Here is a 24145-nt window from a genome sequence, read left to right as displayed (position 1 = left end):
CGCCCATGGAATTTCGAGACAACGAGGCCATTTACCTGCAAATTGCCGGGTACGTGAGCGAGAACATTCTGCGCCGGCAGTGGCCGCCCGACGAAAAAATCCGGTCCGTCCGCGACCTGGCCGGCGAGCTGCAGGTGAACCCCAACACCGTGATGCGGACCTACGAGTTTCTGCAAAACCAGGGCGTGCTGTACAACAAGCGCGGCATCGGCTTCTTCGTGGCGCCCGACGCCGAGCAGAAGGTGAAGCAATTCCGGCGGGCGCGCTTCCTGACCCAGGAGCTGCCGGAGGTGTTCCGAACCATTTTCCTGCTCGACATCGGGCTGGAGGAAGTGCAGCAGCGCTACGCCCAATTCAAAACCGAACACCTGGCTCTTTTTCCCCCTCAAAACGCAAACGGCAATGAAAAACAGCACTAAATTCCTGACGGTGGCCTTGGTCCTGCTGCTGGGCGCCCTCTCGGCCTACAACCTGGGCCTGCGGGCCGAATACCGCCGCGGCACTTACAAGGACCCGCTCCGCAATACCGCGCTGCTTAAATTTACCAACTTCACCGAAGTAGACGTGCAGGCGGCCAGCGCCGTGAACGTGAAAATAACCGCCGGTCCGGGCTACAGCGTGCGCGTCAACGACGACGCCAAGCAGTACGTGCAAGTAAGCCAGCAGGGCGCGCGCCTGCGCATTGCCCTGGCGTTTCCCGAGGACCGTGCCTACCTGGGGTCGGGCGACGTGGTGCGCATTACCTGCCCGGTGCTGAAGCGGCTGACCGCGGATGGGGTGTATTCGCTGGCCGGCAAGCCGGTGACCGATTCGCAGGTGGGCCGCATGGGCGGAAGCGTCCGGGTGCAGGGCTTCGCGGCGGATAGCCTGACGCTGGTGCAGGACCACGGCACCCGGGTGGAGCTAACCGGCAACCGGCTGGGCTACCTGCGGGCCGCGGCGGGCCAAAGCCCGGGCAGCCAATCGGTGCTGCGCATCGGCCAAGACAACCGGATTCAGGCCGCGGCGTTCGATATGCAGCAACGGAGCGAGCTGGAGCTGGCCGGCCAGATTGCCCAATCTTCTTACCAGTTCGGCGAGAGCGCCAAGGTCTCGTTTGCCGGGGCGGCCCTGGAGTCGCTGCGACGGTAGCGGGGCCGAAACCAAGCAGCGGCCCGGCCCCCGTAGCCTGGGCGGGGCGAGCGGGGGCCACGAGTTGCGGGAACCGGCCAAAACGAACTTGTTGCGGCGGCGGTTGTGTTGGAAAAAACGGCCGGGGCAGCCCAAAAACTGCATCGGGAACTGCATCCGGCCGTTACTTTGCACTGCCGTGCCACCCGCCGCAATGACCAATAAGGAAATCAAAGCCCTCATTTCGCTGCTCGACGACCCCGAAATCGCGCCGCAAATTCACGACCAAATCCAGAACCTGGGCGAGAGCATCATCCCGTTTCTGGAGGAATCGTGGGAAGAAACCCTCGACGGCCAGCAGCAGCAGCGCCTGGAGGACCTGATTCACCGCCTGCAGTTCGAAGGCCTGCAGCAGCGCCTGCGCGTGTGGCGCGAGGCCGGCGCCACCGACCTGCTGGAAGGCATGTGGCTGCTGAACACCTACCAATACCCCGACGCCGACCTGCAGGCCCTGAACCGCGCCATCGAGCAGTTGCGCTTCGAAGCCTGGACGGCCCTGCGCCCCGAGATGCACCCTGCCGACCAGGTCCAGACCCTGAACTACGTCATGTTCCGGGTGCACAAGTTTGCGGCCAACACTCAGCACTTCCACTCGCCCGCCAATTCCATGCTGCAGCGCGTGATTGAAACCAAGCGCGGCAACCCGCTCACGCTCTGCGTCATTTATTTGCTCGTGGCCCAACGCCTGCACTTGCCGGTGTTTGGCGTGAACCTGCCCAACCTGTTCGTGCTCACCTTCCGGCCCGAGCTGCCGGGCGCCGAACCGTTCTACATCAACTGCTACAACCGCGGCCTGGTGCTTTCGCGCACCGACATCGAGCACTACGTCACCCAGCTCAACATCACGTCCAACCCCATCTTTTTTGAGCCCTGCTCGAACCTGGACATCGTGTGCCGCGCCCTGCGCAACCTGCAAATGAGCTTCGAGAAGCTGCAGGAGCCCGGCAAAGCCGCCGAAGTGGCGCTGCTGCTGAGCATCCTGGAGTAGCGCTTACCGCTTAATCAGGCACCCGGCAGCGCGCTTGTCGGCCACGCCGGCCGGCCGGCCGGCCAGCACGTTGTCCAGCACCTGCTTCAAATAAGGCTGCTGCACGCTGCTGGCCACCTGGGGGTTGTCGTCGATGGCGCCGCGGTAGCGGACGACGAAGCCGCCGGCCGAGGGCTCCAGCACCACCGCTTCGGCGGTTTTGCTCACGCCCAACAGGCCTGCCACCTGCTGGCTGGCGTCGGTGAGGGTGGGCAGTTCGACTTCGCCGGGGGCGGCGGTGCCGGGGGCGTCGAGGTTGATGGGAACGTTGACGAAGAGAAATTGCACCCCCCGGCCGCGGTAGCCGCCGCTGAGCGAAGCCAGCCGCTCCTGGTACAAGCGCGAGAAAGCGCAGGCCGGATTCAGAAACACCACCACCACAGCCTTGCTGCTGGCGTAGTTTTTCAGGGCCACATCGGTATTTGCGGCGGTTTTCAGGGTGAAGTCGGCGATGGTGTTGCCCGACGCTTGGGCGCGGGCCACGCCCACGGCCAGCGTCACGGCCAACAAGGCCACGGCGGTAATAATGGAGATGCGGCGAAAAGACATGGCAATTGGATAAGACAAAACGAAGATAGCACCTTTGGTTAAGCTCCGGGTTCGTAGCAGTACGTGAGCACGTAGCCCGGCGCCGGCTGGAAATAGCAAACGCAGTGCCGCGACAGGGCCCCGTTCAGCATCAACGTAGCGGGGATTTCGCCGGATTCCTGCGGGGCAAAAGAACCCAGGCGCAATTGTTCCCGGAAGACGATGCCGCGCCGGGCCGCCAGTTTGTAAAGCGTCTCTTTGGCGCTCCACAGCAGGGTGTAGTGGGCGCTGGCCGTTTCGGGGCTTTTTTGGGTGGCCGCGAGGGCTTCGGCCCATTCGGGGGTGGCCAGGAACTTGCCGGCCAGGCGCTGCGCCTTGTCGCGAATCATTTCCACGTCGACACCGGCCCGGCCGCCCCGGGCCAGCACCGCCGCCACCCATGCGCCGGAGTGCGAGAGCGACACCAGCAGGCCGCGGGCCGCGCCCGCGAGCCAGGGCCGGCCGGTGGCGTCGTTGTGCACGACGAGCTGTTGGCCGAGCTGCCCCGGGAGCAGCTCGGCCAACAGCTCGTGAACCAACACCCGGCCGGCCACCCACTGGGCCTGGCGGGTGGCATCCGCGGTGGCGGGCGCCAGCGCCCGGTAAGCAGCGGCTTGGGGCAGGCCGCGCCACAGCTCGGCGGGCGTTTCGGTGAGGCGCCACAGCCCCAGCACGGCGGTGGGGGAGAGGCGCGCGAGGGAATGAAGCGGCATGCGGGGAAAGCAAGGACGGACCGGGCGCGGCCCACCGGGCCACGAAGCTACCTTTGCGTCGCCCGTATGTCCGAGATTTTCCGCCCGCCCATCACCAAAATAGCTACCCTGGCCGGCCACCGCGACGCGGTGTACGCCCTCGCGGGCGGCGCGGGCAGCACGGTATACTCCGGCAGCGCCGACGGCATGGTGGTGGGCTGGGACGCCGCCGAGCCCGCCCGCGACGGCGAATTGCTGGCCCGGGTCGAAAATTCGGTTTATGCCCTGCGCCACGTCGCCGCCCTGAACATGCTGGTGCTGGGGCACAACTTTCAGGGGATTCAAGCCATTGATTTGGTGAGCCGGCAACTCGTTCACGCCACGGCCTTGCCGCCGGTGGCAATCTTCGAGCTGCTGTTTTCCGAAACCCGCCAGCGGTTGTACGCAGCTTTGGGCGACGGCACGCTGGCCGTCTTGGCCGCACCCGGTTTCCGCCTGGAAAAGCTCCTGCGGCTCGCCAACAAAAGCCTGCGCTGCCTGGCTTTGCACGAGGAACGCGGCGAACTGGCCGTGGGCAGCTCCGACACGATGACCCGAATTTTGGACCTGGATTCGCTGGAAACGAAGTATACGCTGGGCGAGAGCTCGAATTCCGTGTTTTCGGTCGCCTATTCCCCCAATGGCGCCAGTTTGCTCACGGCCGGGCGCGACGCGCAGATTCGCACCTGGGACGTGGCGGCGGGCTACGCGCTGGGGGGCACCGTGCCGGCCCACATGTACACCATCAACCACCTGGCCTTTAGCCCGACCGGCCGCTACCTGGCCTCGTGCAGCCTCGACAAAAGCATCAAGCTTTGGGACGCGGCCACCCTCACCCTGCTGCGGGTGGTGGACCGGGTGCGGGCGGCCGGCCACGGCACGTCGGTGAACCGCTTGGTTTGGCCGGGCACCGAAAACCGGCTAGTTTCGTGTAGCGACGACCGCAGCCTGGCGGTTTGGCAGTTAACGGTAAGCAGTGAGCAATGAGCAGGACTTCCGCGACCTAGACTGCCCATCACCGTTTGTTAGCTGTTTTCTGATAACTATTCTCTGAAAATGAAAATTACCGCCCTCGATATCCGCCAGAAAACCTTTGAGAAATCCTTCCGCGGGGTTGACAAGGACGAGGTGCAAGCGTTTCTGACCACGATTTCGCAGCAATGGGAGCGGCTGGGCGACGAGAACCGCGAGTTGCGCCTCAAGCTTGAGCACGCCCAGCAGGACGTGCAAAAGATGCGCGAGGTGGAAAGCAGCCTCTACCGCACTCTGAAAACGGCCGAAGACACCGGCCATAACATCACCGAGCAGGCCCAGCGCGACGCGGCTTTGCGCGTGCGCGAGGCCCAGTTGCAAGCCGAGCAACTGCTGAGCGACGCCCGGCAGCGCGCCCGCGCCCTGGTGGACGAAGCCTACCAACAGTCGGAAAAAACCGTGGCCGACATGCAGCGCGAAGCAACGGGCCTGGGCCAGGAGTGCCAGCGCTTGGAACAGCAGCTCGACGGCCTCGTGCGCGACTTGCACCACCTGGCTTCCGATGCCCTCGACAAAGTGGAAAAAGCCCGCAACCGGCCCAAGGGCGGCACGGCGGCCATCCTTTCGCGGGCGGCCAGCGTACAGGTAAGGCGGCCCCCCGAACCGGCCGCTGCCCCCACGCCTGAGCCCGCTCCCGCCATGCAAGTAACCGCCACTTCCCCCGTTTCGTCCGCCGCCGCCGTAGCTGCCGCTGCGCCCGCTTCTGCCGCCGCTGCGCGCCCCGCGCCGCAGCCGGCTGCCCACGCCGCCAACCCCGAACCCCGGGCTGAAACGCGCCCAGCCCAGGGCTACAATCCCAAGCCCGGCCAGCAGCCCGACCCCGGCACAGCCCCCAGCCCCGACATTGAGCGGCCCGTGGCGCCCCCCGAAAACCCCGGCATTGCGCCTCCGCCCAACATCGAGCAGCCCGCGCCTTCGCAGGTGCCGCAGCCGGGCGCGCCGCAGGTGGACCCCACAGCGCCCGACATCCGGCCCATCGGCCCCGACCGGCCCGAGATTACCCAACCCCAGTCCATGACCCACCCGGGCGTGGAAATGCCGGCGCCAGCGGAAGTAGCTGTGGCCGAAAAGTCGTTTTTTGATGAGATTTAGCCCGCGTATTTGGTAGGATTGGGTGAGGCTCGCTGCTTCAGACATCCCTGCCTTTGGAAAGCCTGCTGTTGAAGCAGGCTTTCTTTTTTTGCGGCAACCTTTGCGGCCAGCACCGGCACCGCCGCCCGCGCTTTCAACAAACCAGCACCGCAACAGCATGGGCCAAATCGCACTCGAAGGACTGGAATTTTTCGCCTTCCACGGCTACTACGACGAGGAACAGAAAATTGGGAATAAGTACGGCGTGGACCTGTACATCACCACCAATTTGCTGGCGGCCGGTGAATCCGATAAGCTGCACCAGACCGTCAACTACGAGGTGCTTTACCGGCTGGTGGCGGAAGAAATGCGGGCGCCGGCGCGGTTGCTGGAGCACGTGGCCCACCGCGTGCTCGACCGCATCATGGCCGAGCTGACCCACGTGCGCAAGGTCAGAATCAGCGTCAGCAAGTTCAATCCGCCGTTGGGAGGTATCTGCCACCGGGCCCGCGTGACGCTGGCGCGGCGCCGGAAACCGGAGCCGTCGGCGTAGCCCCGGAGCTTTTCGAAACGAAACGCGGCGCGGTGCTTCTGCCGAACGGCGCTCACCGGGCGCACCTGCCGGGCGGTGGGTGAGGAGCGGCCCGCAAAACACATGAAGCGGGCGGGGTCGCGGGTCTACTTTGGCCCGGCTAAGTCAATGAGGTTGACGGGGGGATGCGCGAGTTGGAGAAGCAGGCAGAAATTATTTCGCTGTAAAGTAGGCAGTTAGCTTGTTGCTCCCAATAAATACGAAATATTTCGTAGGTTTTCCTTGCAACTACGAACTCATTCGTATCATCTTTGCTGCGTCCTACGAAATAATTCGTAGTAATTCGTAACTTTCGCTATGAGCAAAGCACCACCTCCCAAACCTACGGATTCCGAGCTGGAAATCCTGCACGTGCTCTGGCAGCACGGGCCGGCCACCGTGCGGGCCGTCAATGACAACCTGAGCCAGCGCCGCCAAACGGAGGTGGGTTACACCACTACGCTTAAGATTTTGCAGTTGATGCTGGAGAAAGGCTTGGTGCGGCGCGACGATGCCGACCGCAGCCACGTGTACCGGGCCGCGGTGCGCGAGCAGGAAACCCAGGGCCTGCTCCTCGACAAGTTTGTGGATGCCACGTTTGGCGGCTCGGCCCTGAAGCTGGTGATGCAGGCCCTCGGCAGCCGCCCGACCTCGGCCGACGAGCTGGCGCAGATCCGCCGCTTGCTTAACGACATTGAAATTCAAAACTCCACTCCTAATTCCGACGACGATGACCGCGCTTGAGAATTTCGTTTCGCCCGCGCTCACGCGGGCTTTGGGTTGGACGCTGCTGCACTCGCTGTGGCAGGGGGCGCTGGTGGCGGCCGTGCTGGCCGGGGCATTGCTGCTGCTGCGCCGGCAGCGCGCCGAGGTGCGCTACGTGGCCTCGGCCGGGGCGCTGGGCGCGGTGGTGGCGCTGGCCGGCATCACGTTCGGGCTGTATTTGCAGGCGGGGGCGGGCAGCAAAACGCTGCAAGGCCCCGGCGCGGTAAAAAACCAGTGGGCGCTGCCCGTGAAATCGGTGCGGAATCCTCCCGTCCCGGCTTCGTCCGCATCGGGGGGGGCGCCGGCGGCAGCATCGAGTGCGCAGCCGGAAAACACGGCTGGTGCCAACGGAGCAAAGATGCTGCCGACAGCTTCCGCGGCAGTTTCTCCTGCGGCCGCCGCTCCTGATTGGCTGGCTTCGGGCCTGCGCTATTTCGACCGGCACCTGCCGCTGCTGGTGGTGGCGTGGCTGCTGGGCCTGCTGGCCATGAGCCTGCGCCTATTGGGCGGGCTGCTGTATGTGCAGCGGCTGCGGCGCTACCGCGTGCGGCCCCTGAGCGCGGCGTGGCAGGAGCGGCTGGCGGTGCTGGCGGCCCGGAGCGGGGTGCGCCGGCCAGTGGCACTGCTGGAGTCGGCGCTGGTGCGGGTGCCCCTGGTGGTGGGCCACGTGCGGCCCGTGATTCTGCTGCCGCTGGGGGCAGTGGCGGGGTTGGCACCGGGGCATCTGGAAGCCATTTTGGCGCACGAGCTGGCCCACGTGCTGCGCCGCGACTACCTCGTGAACCTGCTGCAAACCGTGGCGGAGGCCCTGTTTTTCTACCATCCGGCGGTGTGGTTCGTGGCCAACTGCGTGCGCACCGAGCGCGAGAACTGCTGCGACGATGCCGCGACGGCCCTGGTGGGCGGCGACCCGTTGCGCCTGGCCCGCGCCCTCACGGCCCTGGCCGAGTGGAGCCAAAGCGCCGTGGTGCCCGCCGCGCCGCGCCTGGCCCTGGCCGCCATGGGCGGGCGCGGGGCCCTGCTGAGCCGGGTACGCCGCCTGGTGCAGCGCCGGCCGGCCGCTCCCACGCTGGCCGAAGGCCTGATGGCCGGGGCGCTGGTACTGGGTGGTTTGGGGCTGTTGGGCAGCAGCGTGGTCCTGGCCGGACCCCTGGCGCGGCCCACTCAGGGGCCAGTTAGCAAGCCGGCCGCGCTCGACGGGCCGGCCGGCCCGTCGCGGAATTCAACCGATACGACCAAACGCAGCAATGGAAGCGCGGCCACAACTTTTGAGACGGATGAGGCAATGCCGCCGTTAACACCGTTGTCGCCACCTGATGCGGCTCCCCTGGACCTGGCTGGGGAACTGGAGGAGGACACGGTAGTGCGTCGCCGGGCAATGCGGACCATCCCGGAGCGCGCGCGCGGGAACCGCCGCGTCATCGTCGATGGCCGTGAAATGGCACCGTCGGCGTTTCAGCGCGGAGCCGGCACGGTGGTTGTCACCAAGGATACGAAAGGCCGCCTGACCGATTTGGTGGTGAACGGGCAGCGCGTGGAAACCGAAACGGGCGGCGGCAAAACCAAGGGCAGGAAGGGCGGTGATAGCCAGCAAGTGGAAATCATCCGAGTGGTGCCGGCGGATGCGCCGGAAATGCGGGGTTTTGTCTACCGCAGCGACGGGGAAGGTAGCGACCGGTTCGGGCGCGAGTTCCGGCGGGAATACGACCTCAGGACGCGGCGTCCCGACAATCAAATCAGGTCCGAAATTAGGTCCGACGTTTTCGGAAAAGGGTTTAGCCGGACGTACGGCTACAACCTCAACGGCAACGCCAACCGGAATTTTACGCTGGTCACGCCCGGCGCTTTTGGCCCCGACCCCACGGCTTCCCTCCGCAAGCAGCGGGAGGCCCTGCGCACCGCCGAACGGGCTTTGCTCGAAGCCCTGGCCGTGAAAAACCTGAGCACTGAGCAACGCAAGCGCCTTAACAAGCGCCTGGCCGAGGTGCGGGACCAGCTCAAGCAGACCGAAAGCGCGTCGTCGGCGCAGCAACTGCGGTTGGGCGGCGCCGGGCAGCCGATGAGCGAAGACCTGCGCGAGCGGCAGGAAGAAATGCGGGAACGCCAGGAAGAGCTGCACGACCGCGAAGAAGAGCTGCGCGAGCGGCAGCGGGAAATGCAGGAAGACCTGCGGGAACGCCGCCAGGAGCAGCAGGAAAACATGCGCGAGCGCCAACAGGAGCTGCGGGAGCAGCAGCGGGCACGCGCCGACCGCGACCGCGAGGGCAACGAAGCCTTTGTGGCGGAGCTGGTGAAGGACGGCTTGATTCGGGACAAAGAAAATTTCCAGGTCCGGCTCACGGCCCGCAGCCTGGTGGTCGACGGCAAGGAGCAGCCCCGGCAAGTATTCCAAAAATACCTGAAGCTCTACGAAAGCAAGAACGGCCGCAAAATGAGCGCCACGGGCACGATGATGATAAGCCGCAACAGCGACACCACCATCGAAGGCGACGGCATGGCGCCGCCGCCACGCCCGCCCCGCCCGCCGCGCGCCCCCCGGGCCGCCCTGGCGCCCACGGCCCCTCTGCCCCCCCTGGCCCCGGACAATGCGAATGGCCCCGCCGCGCCCCTGCCCCCGCTGGCGCCCGGCCCGGACACCCAAGCCCTGCGCGACGAGCTGCGCAAAGACGGCCTGATTGGCCCCAACGACAAGAGCTTCCAGGTGCAGCTCAACGGCGCGGGGCTGACGGTGAACGGCAAGCGGCAGCCGGAGGAAATGGCCGCGAAGTACCGCAAATTGACCGGCCACGACGATGGCAAAACGTTCAACATGACGATTTCGACCCAGGAATAGGGGCGAAGGCAGGTTGGAAAGCGGCTGGTTTTCGCGGAGAAACCAGCCGCTTTCGACGTTAACACCCGTTTATTAATCGAGAAAATTAGGCGCCGCCGCGCAACGGTCGGACCTTTGCGCGCATCTGTTGGCCTATCAAAAAGGTCACATTGTTTCGGGGGAGTTGTATGCGCTGTTTCTTGCTGCTTTGTTGGTTGGGGATGGTGGCGGGCGCGGCCCGGGGCCAGGAAAAACCAGCGGCGCCCGTCGTCACCTCGGCCACCGACCCGGCCAAGCCCGCCCCCAAGCGGCAACTGCAGGCCGTCCGCATCAGCGGGCCGCTCAAGCTCGACGGCGTGCTCGACGAAGCGGCGTGGGGGAAGGCGCCGGTGGCGGACAAGTTCTACGAGCTGGAGCCCACGCCGGGCCGCTTGGAAAAGCACCCCACCGAGGTGCGCGTGCTCTACGACGACGCGGCCATTTACGTGGGCGCCGTGATGCACGACGTGGCGCAGGACTCGATTTTGCGCGAGCTGAGCGACCGGGACAACATCGGCAACTCCGACTGGTTTGGGGTGTTTTTCGACACTTACAACGACCACCTCAACGGGTACGAATTCATTCTGACCTCGGGCGGGGTGCAGCTCGACGCCCGCCAGTCGCCGGCCAACGGCGAGGACGTGAACTGGAACGCCGTGTGGGACTCGCGCACCGCCCTGCGCGGCACCGACTGGGTGGCCGAAATGCGCATTCCCTACTCGGCCATTCGCTTCAGCAAGGCCGCCGAGCAGGTGTGGGGCATCAATTTTGGGCGGCAGCGGCGCAGCACCCGGCAGAAGTTCTTCTGGAACGAAGTGAAGCCGCAGGTCGACGGCTTCGTGAACCAGTGGGGCGAGCTCAAGGAGTTGCGCGACCTCAAGCCGCCGCTGCGCCTCTCGCTCACGCCCTACGTGTCGAGCTACGTGAACCACTACCCCTACAACGAGCAGGGCAAGCAAAACGCCACGACCAGCTTCAACGGCGGGGCCGACGTGAAGTGGGGCATCAACGAGAGCTTCACGCTCGACGCCACGCTGGTGCCCGACTTCGGGCAGGTGCAGAGCGACAACCAGGTGCTGAATCTGTCGCCTTTCGAGGTGCAGTTCAACGAGAACCGGCAGTTTTTCACCGAAGGCACCGAGCTCTTCAACAAGGGCGGGCTGTTTTATTCGCGCCGGGTGGGGGCCACGCCCATCGGCTTCGGGGGCGTGGATGACCAGTTGCGCGGCGGCTTTCAGGAAAGCGACGGCAGCCGGCGCAAGGGCGAGTTTGTGGTGGAGAACCCCGGCGTGACGCGCCTGCTGAACGCCACCAAGGTGTCGGGCCGCACCCGCAAGGGCCTGGGCGTGGGCGTGTTCAACGCCCTTAGCAACGACGTGTACGCCACGCTGCAGGACAGCACCACCGGCGCCCGGCGCGAGGTGCTCACCCAGCCGTTCAGCAACTACAACATCGTGGTGCTCGACCAGAGCCTGAAGAACAACTCCTACGTCAGCCTCGTCAACACCAACGTGACGCGCGCCGGCCAGACCTACGACGCCAACGTGACCGGCGGGCTGTTCCGCTTCGCCAACCAGGCCAACAAATACGCCGTCAACGGCCAGGTTGTTTACTCCCACCGCCGCGGCAAGGACTTCAACGAAACTGCTGAAATTGATGACCGCAACGGCTACAAGTACTACGTGAACCTGAGTAAAATCAGTGGCAATTTTACCTGGAGCGTCGACCACGGCATCGAGTCGAGCACCTACAACCCCAACGACCTGGGCCTGCTATTCAGCAACAACAGCATTTCGCAGTCAGTGAACGCGAACTACAACATCTACAAGCCGTTTTGGAAGGTGAACAAGCTGAGCACTTACGCCAGCGTTAACCAGTCGTTGCTGCAACGGCCCACCCGGTACCAGGACGTGGGATTTTATGCGGGCGGCAACACCACCTTCACCAAGAGCTTCCTCTCGGCGGGCCTTGACCTAGACGCCGCGCCTCAGACGCGCGACTACTTTGACCCGCGCCGCGCGCCGCTGGGCCGCTACTACGTGCGCAAGCCGGCCACCTTCGGCTTCAATGGCTTTTTCTCGTCCGATTACCGCAAGAAATTCGCCCTTGACCTCAACTACGGCGCCCGGTTCTTCGCGGCCGACGGCGCGCGCACCGGCCGCACCGGCATCGACCTGAGCCTCGGCCCGCGCTATCGGGCCAGCAACCAGCTCAGCTTCGTGTACCAGATGGGGTACGGGGTGCGCTACAATCAGATTGGCTACGTGGGCGTGGGCGGCGAACCGAACCTGAGCAGCCAGGATTCGCTCGATGCACCGTTGCTGCGCGCCTTTGGCGGCGACGGCGGCGACGTGCTGCTGGGCCGCCGCGACGTGACCACCTTCACCAACACCGCCACGGCCACCTATACCTTCACCAACCGCATGTCGTTCAACATCCGGCTGCGGCACTACGTGAGCAACGTGCACTACCGCGACTTCTCGCGCCTGCGCCCCGATGGCGTCGAAACCCCGGAGCCGTACTACGAACGCAACCGCGACAACACCTTCAACGCCTTCAACATCGACGCGGTGTACTCGTGGTGGTTCGCGCCCGGCTCGCAGGTGAGCATCGTGTGGAAAAACGCCGGCGCCGCGTTCTTCGAAGCCAACGCTGCCACGCCGCAGTACTTCGACAACCTGAGCAACACCATCAACACGCCGCACAACAACTCGGTGTCGGTGAAGGTGCTCTACTACCTCGACTACCTGGCGCTGCGGCCCCGGCGGGGGTAGGGCGGGGTGGTCGTTGGGGCCGCAGGGGCTCTTTTTGGGAATGATTTGGGCGGGGCGGGCAACACTTTTTGCTTCCGGCAGTATGTGTCTGCAATATTTCCCCCCCCCCCCGCTTAACTCCGCGCCTCATGCTGCCCCACCATCCGTTGAAATTTAGCCGACTGACCGTGTTCGGCCTGGTGGCCGTGCTGGGCCTGAGCCAGTGCAGCGTGAACGAGCAGGCGCAACAGGCCCGCGCGCTGAGGAGCGTCGACATCCGCTTGCTGGCCGTGGAACAAGCCAACGTGGCGGGCGTGGACGTGACCCAGGTGCGCGAATCGGCGGACCTGAGCGCGGCGCAGCAGGCCGTCATCGGCGCGGTGTACGCCACCGGCAAGCTGCCCCTGCTCATGCGCGTGAACCTGGAAATGCGCAACCCCAACGACGAAGACGTGGCCCTCAGCGAGATGGAATACATTGCCCTGCTCGACGGCAAACAAATTGCCACGGGCCGCACCACCGACCGCACCGAGGTGCGCGGCAACGGCGGCACCAAGCTGGCCCTGATTATTCTGGAAAGCAACCTGCGCAGCACCCTGGGCGCGCAGACCGAGGTGGGCCTGCTCACCCTCGTTTCCGGGCTGGCTGACCGCGACCGGCAGCCCATGCGCCTGACGCTGCGCCTCAAGCCCACGTTCGTCACCACCAGCGGCCGCCGCATTCCGCCCGGTGGCTACGCCAACGTGGAGAAAGAATTCACCCCCCGGCGGGCCGTCGACATCATCGACCGCCGCCCCTGACCCAAACCGGAACACGGCCGGCAAGCTGGGTAGGTCCGCAAGGGCCGCAGCCTAAGCTCATGCCTTAGGCCGTCAGTCAGCACAAGCTGCGCTGCTTATCCCATGCCGCCGGGCAGTGCCAGGGCTGGCAGCAAGCCCGCCCACTTCAGCCCGAGCCCCTCTGGTGGGGCCCCGCACCGGCGCCGGGATGCCAACGGTGAAACCCCTTTGGCCGCTGTCAATACAAGGGGTGGCAGTCGCCGTTGTTTTTTTGATATTTTACATATAAATTATCAATTATTATGATTTAAAACAAATTTTCTTCTTTATTTGCACCTGCAAACGCTGCCTCCGATGCCCTCCCGGGCCGCTTCTGGCTGGCTTAATCCCCGCATGGTATGCAACCCGCCTCGCTCCTGAAAGCCGCTCTGCTGACCGCCTTGCTCGTCGCGGCCTTCGTAGCCGGCTGGGAATGGCACTGGCGCAGCCAGGGGTTTGCCATCTCCTACAACGACGACGAAAGCCTGTGGGCCAGCAAACGCAAGCTGATTTACCAGACCACGCCGGCCCGGCCGGTGGTCATCGGCTCGTCCCGCATCAAGTTCGACCTGGACCAGGACACCTGGGCCGGCCTCACCGGCGAGCGGCCGGTGATGCTGGCGCTGGTGGGCACCTCGCCCCGCCCCGTGCTCACCGACCTGGGCAAGGACGTCAACTTCAAGGGCACGGTCATCGTGGACGTGGTAGAGGGAATTTTCTTCGCGCCGTCGGGCTCGCGCCAGGAGAAGCGGGCCCTCGAACGTCTGAAGGCCTACCCCAAGTGGTCGCTGGCTCAGCAGCTCAGCTTCCACCTCAACCGGCGGCTGGAATCCGCGCTGGTGTTTCTGGACGAGGAACGGCTCACGCTGGACGTTTTTCTGACCCGGCTGGCGGTGCCCAACCGCCCCGGGGTGTTCACGCCCCCGCTCTTTCCGCAGAAATTTGCCTACAACAACTTCGACCGGCAAACCCGGATGACCGACAAGTTCGTGGCCGACACGGCGCTGCAAGCCCAGATGCGGCGCGTGTGGATGGCGCCCGGCGGCATGAGCGGCAGGCGCGGGAACGGGGGCGACACCCTAACGGCCCTGCTCGCGTCGGTAAAACGCTCGGTGGACCAGATTCGGGCCCGCGGCGGGCGCGTGGTGTTCGTGCGCTGCCCCTCGGACGGGCCCTTGCGCGCGGCGGAAAACAAAGGCTACCCCCGCGCCCAGTACTGGGACCGCCTGCTGGCCGACACCCGCACGCCGGGCGTCCACTTCGCCGACTACCCGGCCCTGGCCCGCTACCGCTGCCCCGAATGGTCGCACCTCACGCCCCGCGACGCGGCCACCTTCACCCGCGACCTCATCCCCATCATGCAGCAGCAAACCGGCTGGCGCATCCGTCTTTGAGTTGCTGGCTGACAGCTGTTGGCTGATAGCTCTGTCCGTTGATTTTTCGTCTGCTACTTAAGAGCTAACAGCCATCAGCTAATAGCTATCAGCCAAAAAACATGGTCTTCAATTCCTACGGCTTCGTCCTCTTTTTTGTGGTGCTGCTGGTGCTGCACAACCTGCCGCTGCCCTGGCGGGTGAAGAAGATTAACCTGCTGCTGGCCAGCTACCTGTTCTACGCCGTCTGGAACCCGCCGTTCGTGCTGCTGCTCTGGCTGGCCACGGCGGTGGACTTCTACGTGGCCCGGCTCATTGCCCGGGAGGAGCGGCCGGGGCCGCGTAAGCTGCTGCTCACCGTCAGCCTGGCGATGAACCTGGGGCTGATTGCCTTCTTCAAGTACGGGGGCTTTTTGCTGGAAAACTTTACCGCCTTGTTGGCCTCGGTGGGCATTGCCTTCCAGGCGGCCAAGCCCGACCTCATCCTGCCGGTCGGCATCTCCTTCTACACCTTCGTCACCCTCTCCTACACCCTCGACGTGTACCGCTGCCAAGCCCCGCCGGAAAAATCCTTCCTGAATTTCGCCCTGTTCGTGACGTTTTTTCCGCACCTGGTGGCCGGCCCCATCGTGCGGCCCGCCGACCTGATTCCGCAGTTCCAGGAGCCGCGCCGGGCCACCACCGCGCAACTGACCTGGGGGCTGTTCCTGCTTTCGCTGGGCCTGTTTATGAAAGTGGTGCTGGCCGACGGCTTGCTGGCCGGCGCGGCCGACAGCGTGTTCGGGGTGCCGTTTCCGCTGCCGATGCTCGACGCCTGGGCGGGCGTGCTGGCGTTTTCGGGGCAGATATTCTGCGACTTTGCCGGCTACTCCACCTGCGCCATCGGCGTGGCGCTGTGCCTGGGCTTCGTGCTGCCCGACAACTTCCGGTACCCGTACGCGGCCATCGGGTTTTCGGACTTCTGGCGGCGCTGGCACATCACGCTCTCCACCTGGCTGCGCGACTACCTCTACATTCCGCTCGGCGGCAACCGCCGGGGCCCTGCCCGCGCCTACCTCAACCTGATGATAACCATGCTGCTGGGTGGCCTCTGGCACGGCGCTTCCTGGACCTTTGTGGTGTGGGGCGCGCTGCACGGCTTCTTCCTGTGCGTGGAGCGCCTGGTGCGGGGCTGGGCGGGCATGGGCGACGCCCGGCCCGAGCCGCCCGAGCGGGCGCGGGCCGAGCCGGCCGTGTACCGGGCCTCGGTGGTTCCGCTGTCTTTGGCTGGCAAGCGCATGAGCGGGTTCGGGCTGGCGCTGCTCACGCTTTTCTTCGTCAACGTGACGTGGGTGTTCTTCCGGGCCCCGGACTTCGGCGGGGCCGCTCGCCTGCTGCTGGCCATGTTCGGGGCCTTTCCCGCCGGCAAGCCCCTGCTGGCCACGGTGGACATCTACAAAGTGGGCATCATCACGGTGTTGCTGGTCGTCAGCCACTGGCTGATGCGCGACACGTCGCTGGTCCGAGTGGCCGCCCGCCTGCCCTGGTGGCTCATCAGCCTGGTCTGGACGGGAATGCTGGCCCTGCTCATTTTGACCCAGAAGAGCAGCAGCTCCTTCATTTATTTCCAGTTTTAGGGTGGTTTCGCCAGTCGGGTCCACAGCTTCACCTCACCCCCGGCCCCTCTCCCGCGGAGAGGGGAGCCTGGCGACTACGCGGTTGGTGAAACCGCTCTAATGGCTTATTGGAGCCGTTTCCAGGTCAGTATACTTCTTTCTCGGCCCCCCTCTCCGCGGGAGAGGGGCCGGGGGTGAGGTTGCGCCGTGGACACTGACTCTGAAACCGCTCCAGACTGCACGTCCCGCCCCTACTGCGCCGGTCGTTACCGCAGCCCCAGCAGCTCCGCGGCCGCGGCAAACGGCGTGAGCTGCCCGGCCGCCACCGCCGCCCGCACCGCCGGTAGCCGCCCGCGCACCGCCTCGTCGGCGTAGAACCGACTTTCCAGGGCCTGGGCAATGCTCTGGTGCAGCCACTGGAGCTGCTGCTGCTGGCGCCGCTGCGCGAAGTAGCCGCTGGCCCGGGTGGCGGCGGCGTAGGCTTCGACGACTTCCCAAACTTCGGCCAGGCCGGTGCCGCCCACGGCCGAGGTGAGGAGCACCGGCTGCGCCTGGCCCGAGGGTGCGGGCGGAAACAGGTGCAGCGCGTTCTGGTAGTCGAGGCGGGCGCGGCGGGCGGCGGGCTCGTTGCCCTGGTCGGCCTTGGTGATGCACAGGGCGTCGGCCATTTCCATGATGCCGCGCTTGAGGCCCTGCAGCTCGTCGCCGGCGCCGGCCAGCAGCAGCAGCAGGAAAAAGTCGACCATGCCGTGCACGGTGGTTTCGGACTGGCCCACGCCCACGGTTTCGACGAAGATGACGTCGTGCCCTGCCGCTTCGCACAGCAGCAACGCCTCGCGGGTGGCGCGGGCCACGCCGCCCAGGCTACTTCCCGCCGGCGAGGGCCGGATGAACGCCGCCGGGTGGGCCGACAGCCAGGGCATCCGGGTTTTGTCGCCCAGGATGCTGCCGCCGCCGCGCTGGCTGCTGGGGTCCACGGCCAGCACGGCCAGCCGGTGGCCCCGGGTTTCGACCAAATACCGCCCCAGCGCCTCGATAAACGTGCTTTTGCCCACGCCCGGCACGCCCGTGATGCCCACCCGCAGGCTGCGGCCGGTGTGGGGCAGCACGGCTTGCAGTACCTCCTGGGCCAGGGCCTGGTCGGCGGGCAGGGTGCTTTCGACCAGCGTGATGGCGCGGCCCAGCACCGTGCGTGAGCCGGCCCGGATGCCGGCGGCGTACTCAGCGGCGGAAAGGCGTTTGGGAGGCAAAATATCGAAGGATAGGCATTAGCTTGCGGCCGGATAGGGGCCTGCTGTGTAAATATTGAACGTCATCCTAAGTCTGAACGACATGCTATGCTTGAACGTCATGCTGAGCTTGCCGAAGCATCTCGCCCGCTTTGTCAGCGTGATTCAACGAAGCGGGCGAGATGCTTCGGCAAGCTCAGCATGACGTTCTAAATAATTCTCAAACGTTTGGTCCCCACGCTGCCCATCCAACCGCAAGCTAAACCCCCCACTTCTTTTCTGCACATGAGCATTCTCTTTCGCCTCCTCCCGCTGGCCGCGCTGCTGGCCCTGCCGGCCGCCCTGCGCGCCCAGAACGAGCTGAGCAACTTCACGGCCACCGGCCGGGGCGGCGTGGCCAACGCCTTCGCCGCCGACTACCAGGCCATCGGCATCAACCCCGGCAACCTGGGCCGCATCGGCGGGGCCCGGGTCACGTTTTCGCTGCTGGAGTTTGGAGTGGGAGCCTCATCTAAATCCCTGACCAACAATCAACTCAACAAGATTATCTACAGCCCCGATGACAACATTACGTCGGCCGAGCGGACGGCTCTGGTCAGCAACTTCGCCAACGAAAACGCGCTCAACGGCAGCCTGGAGCACAGCCTGGCCAGCGTGGCCGTGGCCCTGCCCTACGGGTCGGTGGCCGCGAGCTGGCGGCAGCGCCTGACGGCGGAGGTGTCGTTGAACCGCACGGCGGCGGAAATTTTCTTTCTGGGCCGCGACGCCCCCGTGTTCCAGAGCGCGGCGCTGCCCCGGGTGTCGGTGGCCCTGGCCGGCACGGAAATGAAGCTGGCGCTGACCGACGAGTACAACGTGGCCTACGGCGCGCCCCTGGTGAGCCAGGAAAATTTTCAGCTCTCGGGTGGGGTGGGCTACCGCTACATTCGCGGCATTGGCGCCGTCGATTTTCAGGTGAAGGAAGGGCGCGTGGAGGCCTACAGCTCGCTCTCGCCGCTGTTCAACGTGCAGTACGGCAACATTGCCACCGGCCCCAACTTCGATTTCCGCGACGGCGGCGACTTTGAGGCCGTGGGCTCCGGCCACGGCTTCGACGTGGGCCTGGCGGCGGAAATCGGCGACCAGCTGCGCCTCAGCGCCTCACTCACCGACCTGGGCTCGATGACCTGGAAAGGCAACCTGCTCACGGCCGCCGACCAGACCATCCGCAAAACCGACTCGGAGGGCCTGCAGACGTATAACATCTTCGAGGAGGCCGCGCGGGTGTTCGGCAACAACTCCGAAAGCCCCTTGCAGTACGCGCCCGACGTGCGCCGCTCGGCCAAGCTGCCGGCCAAGTTCCGGGGCGGGGTGGCCTACCGCATCGACGACCGGTTTGAGGCCGGCTTCGACGTGACCGCGCCGCTCAACGAGGTGGCCGGCAACTTCGCTTCCTCGTACTTCGGGCTGGGCGTCGACTTCAAGCCCGCCCCGTGGGTGCGCCTGAGCACGGGTACTTCGACGGGGGCCGGCTACGGCTTCGGCCTGCCCCTGGGTGTCACGTTCGTCACCGACAGCTACGAGGCCGGCATCGCCTCGCGCGACGTCACCGGCTACTTCACCGAAAACAAGCCCTACGTGTCGCTAGCGCTGGGTTTTCTGCGCTTCAAGTTTGGTAAAGTGGGGGAGGAGTAGGGACCGCGCTAGCTGCCCGGCACCACCACGAAGGCGGGCAGGCCCAGCTTGCTGCGCCGGCCGCCCAGCTTGAAGCCTTCGTCCACGTACTTGCAGTCCTTGCCCAGGGCGTTGGGCGCCTGGATGACGCCCAGGTTGGGGTTGTCTTCGCGGGCTACGTAAATGCGGCCGTCGGGCCCGAGCTGCATAGCGCCGATTTTGCGGTTGGCCGACTTGCCCACCAGCAGGGCCTGCTTGGTTTTCAGGTCGAACTGCCAGATGCGGGTTTCGCCGCCGCCCACGCCGTTGCAGCTGCCGTAGAGCTTGGTGCCATCGGGCGAAAACTCCACGCCGTAGGCTTCGGGGTAGCCGGCGAAGCCGCGGGCGTTACTCACCTTGCCGGTGCTGCGGTCGAAGTCGTAAAGCTCAAACTTGTTGGTTTCGCGCCAGAGGGCGGCGGCCAGGTTGCGGCCGTTGGGCGAAAATTTCAGCGCCCCGATGGCGTTGCGGCCGGGCCCGGAGTTCATGCTGCCCACGTTGCTGAAAATGGGCTTGGCCGATGAAATGCCGTCGGGCGTGACGAGGTAGGATACGAAGGCGTTGGAGTTCCAGCGGTGGGCCACCACCCAGGTGTCGCGGCCGTTGGCGTGGCGCACGGCGGCCAGCTTTTCGGCCACGGGCTGAATCAGCAGCAGGTTCACGCGGGGCAGGTCGCCGAGGCCGTCGGCGCGGGTCATGTCCACCACCGAGTAGCGCAGGCCGTTGGGCGTGCCCTGCGGGGCCACCGTGAAGATGTAGAAGATGTTGCCCGAGCCGGGGTCGGGTACGATGAGGGCCGACTGGGTGCTCACGCCCATGCCCATGAGCTTGTTGCCGTTGGGCATGGGCTGGTGCTGGCGGTTCCACACGGTTTCGCCGTTGGTGTAGAAGAGCAGCTCGCCCTTGGCGGTGGTGGCCACGGCGCAGCCCTCGTAGGTGCTCATCTTGCCGTCGTTGAGCGGCTGAGGCACTTTGTCGGCGCCGAACGTCAGGCCGGCCTGCTGGCCGAAATACCAGATATCGGTGGGGCGCTGGGCGCGGGCTGCCAGAGAAAGTAGCAGCGGAAGAACGAAAAGAAAGCGGGTCATGGGCATTGAAAGCGGTTGATAAGGCAGCTAAACGAAAAAACCAAGCCAACTGGTGTTCGCGGGCCGCGACGGTTTCAGGGCTGCTCATGCCAGGGTTGCCCGTAGCGGCTGGCGTTGGAAGGCCCCGCCACCCTCCTTCCGGCAGCGGCCGTTGTTAAAAAGGTGAACGCGAAGTACGGCCCTCCGCCGCGTAAACTACGGGCCGGTCGCCGCAAGTTGGGCGGGGCTGGTGGCGCCGTGGTATTTTTCAAAACTCGCGTATTCAGGCATCAGCCCCCGCCAAAAGGCCTGGTGCGGGCTACCGGGGCGCTGGGCCAGCTCGGCCTCGGTGAGCGGAAACGGGAAAATGTGCACCGGAATCACGGCCTGTCCGGCCGCCCGCGCCGTCACGGCCAGCAGGTACACCTCCTCGATGCCCGCGTCGGTGATGGGCAGGCAGCCCACGGTGGCCGCCCCGCCGTGGATGAAAATGTCGCCGCCGGGGTTGGGCTCGCCGAGGGCGCGGTCGGCGGCGTTGGGGTAGTCGAGGCCCAGCGACAGGTGAAAGTTGCTGCGCGGGTGGAACCGGTCGATGGCGTAGCAGCCCTCCGGTACCTGGCGGTCGCCGGCCCGGCGCTTGGGGCCCAGCGTGCCCGAGGTGGCCGCCAGCGGGTAGGCGTGCAGCAGCACGAACGGACCCGCGCCCCGGTTGCGGGCCCACACCTCCAGCTCCCGGTGGGTTTTGAGGAGGCGCAGGAAAAGCTCCAGCCGTTGCGGGTCCAAACCATGCGAGTGAAGACGGCGGGCGACGGCGGGCCCGGTGGCCGCCCGCGCTGCCCGCACCCGCGGAAATCGCAGTTGCTCTCGCCAGAAAGCCGAGGCATCGGCGCGGGCCGCGCTGTCGGTGGGGGCGGGGCAGGACTGGGCCAACAACTGGCAAAGGGGGAATAGCAAGAGCACGCAACCCGGCAAACGACGCAGCATAAAAATCAACCCGAACGAAGAAGAATACGACCACAACGGCACCTGGGTGTTTCTATTTTACCGGGCTGGTAAATGGCAGCTTGGAGCGGGTACACGAACCGGTAAATGGCAGCAGGGGCAATCGGTAACTTCCCCGTAATGCCTGCGGCCGGGCCGGTAAGCTACCTTCGCGGCACCAACGCGGCAATCTTTCCGCGTTGTGCCTGGTCCATGCAAACTCGTTTTTCACTCCGCCGTTTCGCCCCGCTGCTCAGCTTGCTCGCGCTGCTGGGCTGCACCGGCAGCCCCAGCACCAAGCCCGCGCCCGACGCGCCCGGCGTGCTGCCCGGCCCCATCGCCGGCACCAACCAAACCCAGTTGCCCAACGGCTGGAAGCTGAGCCCCGCCGGCACGGCCACCCCGCTCGGCGACCTGCCCATGAACCTGCAAATCAGCCCCGACGGCCGTCTGGCCGCGGTGGTGAACGCTGGCTGGGGTCCTAACTCGGTGCAACTGCTGGACGCCGCCACCGGGCAGGTGCTCGATACCCGCGCGGTGCCGGCCGCCTGGGCCGGTCTGGCCTTCGCGCCCGACGGCCGCACCCTCTACGCCTCGGGCGGCCACCACAACCGCATCCACTGCTTCCAAGTCGAGGGCCAGAAGCTGCGCCCCGACAGCGCCCTGGTGCTGGGCGACCGGTGGCCCAAGCAGAAAATTGGCGTGGCCGGCCTGGCCGTGGACGGCCGCCGCAACCTGCTCTACGCCGTGACGCGGGAAGACAACTCACTCTACACCTTCGACCTGAAAACGCGGCAGCGCCTGCGCGTGCTGCCGCTGCCGGCTACGGCCTACAGCGTCCTGCTCAGCCCCGACGGCACCCGGCTCTACATCAGCTTGTGGGGCGGCCGGGCGGTGGTTCCCTACGACGTGGACAAGCAGCAGCTGCTGGCGGCCATTCCCGTCGAAAGCCACCCCAACGACATGGTGCTGAGCCGCGACGGCCGCCGCTTGTTTGTGGCCAACGCCAACAGCAACTCGGTGTCGGTCATCGACACGCGCGCCGCCCGCGTGACGGAAACGCTCAACACGGCCTTGTTTCCGGCCTCGCCCGCCGGCAGCACGCCCAACGGCGTGGCCCTGAACGCCGACGACACCCAGCTCTTCATCGCCAACGCCGACAACAACTGCCTGGCCGTGTTCGACGTGCGCGACCCGGCCGCCGCCCGGCCCCTGGGCTTCGTGCCCACCGGCTGGTACCCCACGGCGGTGCGCGTGGCGGGGGCTCAGTTGCTCGTCGCCAACGGCAAGGGCGGCACTTCCCGGCCCAACGCCAACGGGCCCAACCCGGTGCGCGACGAATCCCGCGCGCCCGGCTACATCGCCGGCCTGCTGCCGGGCTCGCTGCTGCGCCTGCCGGTGCCCGACGCCGCGGCGCTGGCCGCGTTCTCGGCCCAGGTCTACGCCAACACGCCCTTCACCAAGGCCCGCGAGGCCGCGCCCGAGGTGCCGGCCGGCAACCCCGTGCCCCAGCGCGTGGGCGACCCGTCGCCCATCAAGCACGTGTTCTACATCATCAAGGAAAACCGGACCTACGACCAGGTGCTCGGCGACCTGCCCGCCGGCAACGGCGACGTGAGCCTGTGCCTGTTCCCGGAGGCCGTGACGCCCAACCACCACGCCCTCGTCCGCGAGTTTGTGCTGCTCGACAATTTCTACGTGGATGCCGAGGTGAGCGCCGACGGCCACAACTGGAGCACGGCCGCCTACGCCAACGATTTCGTGGAGAAGAGCTGGCCCGCCAACTACAGCGGCCGGGGTGGCAACTACGACTTCGAGGGCAACCGCGGCGAAGTGGCCGAGCCCAAGGACGGCTTCCTGTGGGACTACTGCCAGCGCGCGGGCCGCAGCTACCGCTCCTACGGCGAGTTTGTGTACAAGGGCAAGGCCAGCGTGCCGGCCATCGCGGGGCATTTCTGCGAGGCGTACCCGGGCTTCGACATGAACATCACGGATGTGGACCGGGAGAAAATCTGGGAACAGGACTTCGACCAGCTGGTGGCCGCCAATGCCGTGCCCAACCTGAGCATCATCCGCCTGCCCAACGACCACACCAGCGGCGCCCGCAAGGGCGCGCTCACCCCGCTGTCCTACGCCGCCGACAACGACCTGGCCCTGGGCCGCCTCATCGAGCACCTCTCGAAAAGCCCGGTCTGGAAGGAATCGGTGGTGATGATAGTGGAGGACGACGCCCAGAACGGCCCCGACCACGTGGACGCCCACCGCTCCACGGCCTACCTCATGGGCCCCCACGTGCGCCGCCACGCCGTGGTGCACACCGCCTACACCACGTCGGGCATGCTGCGCACGCTGGAGCTCATCCTCGGCCTGCCGCCCATGAGCCAGTACGACGCCGCCGCCACGCCGCTCTGGGCCTGCTTCACCCCGAAAATGAATGCCGCGCCCTACGCCGCCCGCCCCGCCACCACCCCGCTCGACGTCCGCAACACGGCCTACAACGCCCCCGCCCGCCGGGCCGAGAAATTCGACCTGAGCCGCGAGGACGCCGCGCCCGATTTGGCCTTCAACGAGAACATCTGGCAGGCCGTGCGCGGCGAGCACAGCCGCATGCCCGCGCCGCGCCGCGCCGCTTTCCTGCGCGAGGCGAAAACGGAACGAGAGGAGGAAGGGGAGGAGGACTGAGCAGCTGGCCGCGTTGGCCGAAACTTTTGTGGAACGTCCCGCTCATCGGGCGTCGGCTGGTCGAAGCCTCTCCGCCGCTTCGTTCCGGCGTCAACCTCACCCCCTGACCCCCTCTCCCGTGGAGAGGGGGCACCGGTCCCGCCCTGGCGTCAGACTCCCCTCTCCTTGGG

19 protein-coding genes are annotated in these 24145 nt (G+C 66.0%); 14 read left to right on the top strand and 5 right to left on the bottom strand.

Annotated elements, in window-relative coordinates:
- The first annotated feature begins 5 nt into the window (after window positions 1-5).
- The 3 genes from RMO51_RS12995 (at window position 6) to RMO51_RS12985 (ending at window position 2158) form a co-directional block, all read left to right on the top strand.
- Window positions 6-419 carry a GntR family transcriptional regulator gene (locus tag RMO51_RS12995; RefSeq protein WP_310395271.1) on the top strand — a complete coding sequence of 138 codons (414 nt, stop codon included), beginning with the start codon at window positions 6-8 and terminating at the stop codon, window positions 417-419.
- Complete coding sequence (locus RMO51_RS12990; protein ID WP_310395270.1) at window positions 403-1131, top strand: hypothetical protein; 729 nt, start codon at window positions 403-405, stop codon at window positions 1129-1131. Before RMO51_RS12995 ends, RMO51_RS12990 begins: the two co-directional genes overlap by 17 nt.
- Window positions 1132-1309: 178 nt before the next feature.
- Window positions 1310-2158 (top strand): transglutaminase-like domain-containing protein, encoded by an 849-nt coding sequence (locus tag RMO51_RS12985; protein WP_310395267.1) that lies wholly within the window; start codon window positions 1310-1312, stop codon window positions 2156-2158.
- Between the two features lie 3 nt (window positions 2159-2161).
- Here the strand turns inward: RMO51_RS12985 and RMO51_RS12980 are convergent, their stop codons facing one another.
- The gene (locus tag RMO51_RS12980) at window positions 2162-2746 is read right to left on the bottom strand and encodes a redoxin domain-containing protein (protein ID WP_310395265.1); all 585 of its coding nucleotides are present in this window, start codon (window positions 2744-2746) and stop codon (window positions 2162-2164) included.
- Window positions 2747-2784: 38 nt separating this feature from the next.
- A complete protein-coding gene (locus tag RMO51_RS12975; RefSeq protein ID WP_310395264.1) occupies window positions 2785-3477 on the bottom strand; it encodes a 4'-phosphopantetheinyl transferase superfamily protein in 693 nt (230 codons plus the stop codon).
- A gap of 66 nt (window positions 3478-3543) precedes the next feature.
- On the opposite strand from RMO51_RS12975, the gene RMO51_RS12970 reads away from it, so the two are divergent.
- From RMO51_RS12970 to RMO51_RS12930, 9 genes are all read left to right on the top strand, one after another.
- Window positions 3544-4482 carry a WD40 repeat domain-containing protein gene (locus RMO51_RS12970; RefSeq protein ID WP_310395262.1) on the top strand — a complete coding sequence of 313 codons (939 nt, stop codon included), beginning with the start codon at window positions 3544-3546 and terminating at the stop codon, window positions 4480-4482.
- 69 nt (window positions 4483-4551) lie between these two features.
- A complete protein-coding gene (locus RMO51_RS12965; protein ID WP_310395260.1) occupies window positions 4552-5619 on the top strand; it encodes a DivIVA domain-containing protein in 1068 nt (355 codons plus the stop codon).
- Window positions 5620-5776: 157 nt separating this feature from the next.
- Window positions 5777-6151 carry a dihydroneopterin aldolase gene (gene folB / locus RMO51_RS12960; protein WP_310395258.1) on the top strand — a complete coding sequence of 125 codons (375 nt, stop codon included), beginning with the start codon at window positions 5777-5779 and terminating at the stop codon, window positions 6149-6151.
- Window positions 6152-6487: 336 nt separating this feature from the next.
- Complete coding sequence (locus RMO51_RS12955; RefSeq protein ID WP_310395257.1) at window positions 6488-6913, top strand: BlaI/MecI/CopY family transcriptional regulator; 426 nt, start codon at window positions 6488-6490, stop codon at window positions 6911-6913.
- On the top strand, window positions 6900-9767 hold the full coding sequence (locus RMO51_RS12950; protein WP_310395255.1) for a M56 family metallopeptidase: 2868 nt from the start codon (window positions 6900-6902) through the stop codon (window positions 9765-9767). The genes RMO51_RS12955 and RMO51_RS12950 overlap by 14 nt, the downstream gene beginning before the upstream one ends.
- Window positions 9768-9934: 167 nt before the next feature.
- Window positions 9935-12559 (top strand): DUF5916 domain-containing protein, encoded by a 2625-nt coding sequence (locus RMO51_RS12945; RefSeq protein ID WP_310395253.1) that lies wholly within the window; start codon window positions 9935-9937, stop codon window positions 12557-12559.
- Between the two features lie 128 nt (window positions 12560-12687).
- Window positions 12688-13338, top strand: coding sequence for an LEA type 2 family protein (locus RMO51_RS12940; protein ID WP_310395251.1), 651 nt, complete (start codon window positions 12688-12690; stop codon window positions 13336-13338).
- 377 nt (window positions 13339-13715) lie between these two features.
- Window positions 13716-14750, top strand: coding sequence for a hypothetical protein (locus RMO51_RS12935; protein WP_310395250.1), 1035 nt, complete (start codon window positions 13716-13718; stop codon window positions 14748-14750).
- 101 nt (window positions 14751-14851) lie between these two features.
- Window positions 14852-16345 carry an MBOAT family O-acyltransferase gene (locus RMO51_RS12930; RefSeq protein ID WP_310395248.1) on the top strand — a complete coding sequence of 498 codons (1494 nt, stop codon included), beginning with the start codon at window positions 14852-14854 and terminating at the stop codon, window positions 16343-16345.
- Between the two features lie 245 nt (window positions 16346-16590).
- Here RMO51_RS12930 and meaB read toward each other — a convergent pair whose 3' ends face one another.
- The gene (gene meaB, locus RMO51_RS12925; protein ID WP_310395246.1) at window positions 16591-17574 is read right to left on the bottom strand and encodes a methylmalonyl Co-A mutase-associated GTPase MeaB; all 984 of its coding nucleotides are present in this window, start codon (window positions 17572-17574) and stop codon (window positions 16591-16593) included.
- Window positions 17575-17838: 264 nt separating this feature from the next.
- On the opposite strand from meaB, the gene RMO51_RS12920 reads away from it, so the two are divergent.
- Complete coding sequence (locus RMO51_RS12920) at window positions 17839-19227, top strand: DUF5723 family protein (RefSeq protein ID WP_310395245.1); 1389 nt, start codon at window positions 17839-17841, stop codon at window positions 19225-19227.
- An 8-nt stretch (window positions 19228-19235) separates the two neighbouring features.
- Here RMO51_RS12920 and RMO51_RS12915 read toward each other — a convergent pair whose 3' ends face one another.
- Window positions 19236-20333, bottom strand: coding sequence for a hypothetical protein (locus RMO51_RS12915; RefSeq protein WP_310395244.1), 1098 nt, complete (start codon window positions 20331-20333; stop codon window positions 19236-19238).
- A 195-nt stretch (window positions 20334-20528) separates the two neighbouring features.
- Window positions 20529-21245 (bottom strand): hypothetical protein, encoded by a 717-nt coding sequence (locus RMO51_RS12910; protein WP_310395241.1) that lies wholly within the window; start codon window positions 21243-21245, stop codon window positions 20529-20531.
- 261 nt (window positions 21246-21506) lie between these two features.
- On the opposite strand from RMO51_RS12910, the gene RMO51_RS12905 reads away from it, so the two are divergent.
- Window positions 21507-23975, top strand: a complete 2469-nt coding sequence (locus RMO51_RS12905; RefSeq protein ID WP_310395240.1) for a bifunctional YncE family protein/alkaline phosphatase family protein — start codon at window positions 21507-21509, stop codon at window positions 23973-23975.
- The last annotated feature ends 170 nt before the right edge of the window (window positions 23976-24145 follow it).

The organism is Hymenobacter sp., assembly GCF_031398885.1.
Lineage (GTDB): Bacteria > Bacteroidota > Bacteroidia > Cytophagales > Hymenobacteraceae > Hymenobacter.
The sequence above is the reverse complement of the archived record's forward strand: the minus strand, read 5'-3'. Positions and strand labels throughout refer to the sequence as shown.

What these genes read in the sequence shown, in the direction of transcription:
- RMO51_RS12995 (WP_310395271.1), top strand. Translation starts at nt 6, where the DNA reads ATGGAATTTCGAGACAACGAGGCCATTTACCTGCAAATTGCCGGGTAC.
- RMO51_RS12990 (WP_310395270.1), top strand. Translation starts at nt 403, where the DNA reads ATGAAAAACAGCACTAAATTCCTGACGGTGGCCTTGGTCCTGCTGCTG.
- RMO51_RS12980 (WP_310395265.1), bottom strand. Translation starts at nt 2,746, where the DNA reads ATGTCTTTTCGCCGCATCTCCATTATTACCGCCGTGGCCTTGTTGGCC.
- RMO51_RS12975 (WP_310395264.1), bottom strand. Translation starts at nt 3,477, where the DNA reads ATGCCGCTTCATTCCCTCGCGCGCCTCTCCCCCACCGCCGTGCTGGGG.
- RMO51_RS12970 (WP_310395262.1), top strand. Translation starts at nt 3,544, where the DNA reads ATGTCCGAGATTTTCCGCCCGCCCATCACCAAAATAGCTACCCTGGCC.
- RMO51_RS12965 (WP_310395260.1), top strand. Translation starts at nt 4,552, where the DNA reads ATGAAAATTACCGCCCTCGATATCCGCCAGAAAACCTTTGAGAAATCC.
- folB (WP_310395258.1), top strand. Translation starts at nt 5,777, where the DNA reads ATGGGCCAAATCGCACTCGAAGGACTGGAATTTTTCGCCTTCCACGGC.
- RMO51_RS12955 (WP_310395257.1), top strand. Translation starts at nt 6,488, where the DNA reads ATGAGCAAAGCACCACCTCCCAAACCTACGGATTCCGAGCTGGAAATC.
- RMO51_RS12950 (WP_310395255.1), top strand. Translation starts at nt 6,900, where the DNA reads ATGACCGCGCTTGAGAATTTCGTTTCGCCCGCGCTCACGCGGGCTTTG.
- RMO51_RS12945 (WP_310395253.1), top strand. Translation starts at nt 9,935, where the DNA reads ATGCGCTGTTTCTTGCTGCTTTGTTGGTTGGGGATGGTGGCGGGCGCG.
- RMO51_RS12940 (WP_310395251.1), top strand. Translation starts at nt 12,688, where the DNA reads ATGCTGCCCCACCATCCGTTGAAATTTAGCCGACTGACCGTGTTCGGC.
- RMO51_RS12935 (WP_310395250.1), top strand. Translation starts at nt 13,716, where the DNA reads ATGCAACCCGCCTCGCTCCTGAAAGCCGCTCTGCTGACCGCCTTGCTC.
- RMO51_RS12930 (WP_310395248.1), top strand. Translation starts at nt 14,852, where the DNA reads ATGGTCTTCAATTCCTACGGCTTCGTCCTCTTTTTTGTGGTGCTGCTG.
- RMO51_RS12920 (WP_310395245.1), top strand. Translation starts at nt 17,839, where the DNA reads ATGAGCATTCTCTTTCGCCTCCTCCCGCTGGCCGCGCTGCTGGCCCTG.
- RMO51_RS12915 (WP_310395244.1), bottom strand. Translation starts at nt 20,333, where the DNA reads ATGACCCGCTTTCTTTTCGTTCTTCCGCTGCTACTTTCTCTGGCAGCC.
- RMO51_RS12905 (WP_310395240.1), top strand. Translation starts at nt 21,507, where the DNA reads ATGCAAACTCGTTTTTCACTCCGCCGTTTCGCCCCGCTGCTCAGCTTG.